1 protein-coding gene is annotated in these 321 nt (G+C 62.6%); it reads left to right on the top strand.

The features are described from left to right. Positions 1–321, top strand: a 321-nt coding sequence (locus tag EN850_RS36735; RefSeq protein WP_210238068.1) for a hypothetical protein, incomplete at both ends; no start/stop codon positions are given.

The raw sequence follows: 321 nt of genomic DNA, 5'->3' as shown, positions 1-321 counted from the left end.
CTTACAAACGACGGGCTGATCGAAACATTGGGCGGTGCCGCCGCCAATGTGCATTCGCAAGGCGCGGACGCGACCATCCTCAACAACGGCGCCATTCTGGCCATTGGCGATGCCTCGATCGGTGTCCTGTCCGAGGGCAACAATGCGCACATCGTCAACAACGGCTCGATCGAAGCGCTGGGCGTCGCCACATACGGCATCATCAGCGATGCCGCAGGCGGCCACGTGGACAATCATGGCTTTATCGGTGTTTCCGGCACGGCGGCGGCGGGCATAATCGGCGATGGGCCCGGCCTGACGATCGACAAAAGCGGCGCGATC

It is taken from the genome of Mesorhizobium sp. M8A.F.Ca.ET.207.01.1.1 (assembly GCF_004794715.1).
Lineage (GTDB): Bacteria > Pseudomonadota > Alphaproteobacteria > Rhizobiales > Rhizobiaceae > Mesorhizobium.
This window is presented reverse-complemented; position numbering and strand designations above follow the sequence as displayed.